Origin of the sequence: Stenotrophomonas sp. YIM B06876, assembly GCF_030711595.1 — a bacterium.
In the GTDB taxonomy this organism is placed as follows: Bacteria; Pseudomonadota; Gammaproteobacteria; order Xanthomonadales; family Xanthomonadaceae; genus Stenotrophomonas.
The window spans coordinates 1-827 of sequence record NZ_JAUJUJ010000359.1 but is presented as its reverse complement, the minus strand read 5'-3'; the positions used below and the strand labels follow the sequence as shown (position 1 = coordinate 827).

At 64.0% G+C, this 827-nt stretch carries 1 protein-coding gene and 1 pseudogene; both read left to right on the top strand.

Annotated features, from left to right (window positions below):
* A pseudogene (gene prpD, locus QZH66_RS17285) lies at positions 1–321 on the top strand (2-methylcitrate dehydratase); the annotation flags it as partial.
* A gap of 189 nt (positions 322–510) precedes the next feature.
* Positions 511–827 (top strand): PAS domain-containing protein (locus QZH66_RS17280; RefSeq protein ID WP_305807074.1); only part of this gene is annotated, 317 nt, incomplete at its 3' end.

The following is an 827-nucleotide window of genomic DNA, read 5'->3' as shown; positions in this document are numbered from 1 at the left end:
GTGCTGCGCGCCAAGATCCACTGCGTGGAAGAACCGCAGTACACGCAGGACTACCACGACCCCGAGAAGCGCAGCATCGCCAACGCGCTCACGGTGCAGTTCAACGACGGCTCCACGCTGCCCGAGCTGGCGGTCGAATACCCCATCGGCCACCGGCGCCGCCGCGCCGACGGCATTCCGCTGCTCGAAGCCAAGTTCCGCACCAACCTGGCACGGCGCTTTCCCAAGAAGCAGCAAGACGCCATCCTGGCCGTTTCACTGGACCAGCAGCGGCTCGAAGCGATGCCGGTGCATGAATACGTCGATCTGTACGTAATCTGACGGCGCCATGACTCAAAAGAGCTGCCAGCGCTTATGCAACAAGCGCTGGCAGCTCTTTTTTTGGAAGCACCGCAGCCATCAACCCGCGGCGGCACACACTTTTTCACACGAGAGCGGCACAATGGCCGCCATGCCCCCACGCCGCAATAACCACCGCCCCGTCACCTGAGCGAACGCACGCCTCCAGCCATGCGCACCATCGCTTACCAGAATGTCATAGACCTGCTGCTCGACGCCGTCTGCATCGTCGATGCCGACAGCCGCATCGTCTTTGTCAGCGCGGCATTCGAGCGCATTTTTGGCTACACCCCCAACGAGGCGGTGGGCCTGCGCATGCTCGACCTGGTGCACCCGCAAGACCTGGCCCGCACCCGGCAGCAAGCGCAGGACATCATGGCGGGCGCCCTGCAACTGAACTTCGAGAACCGCTATGTGCGCAAGGACGGCCGCATCGCGCACATCCGCTGGACGGCGCGCTGCGTGCACGAAGACCAGCTGCGCGTCGC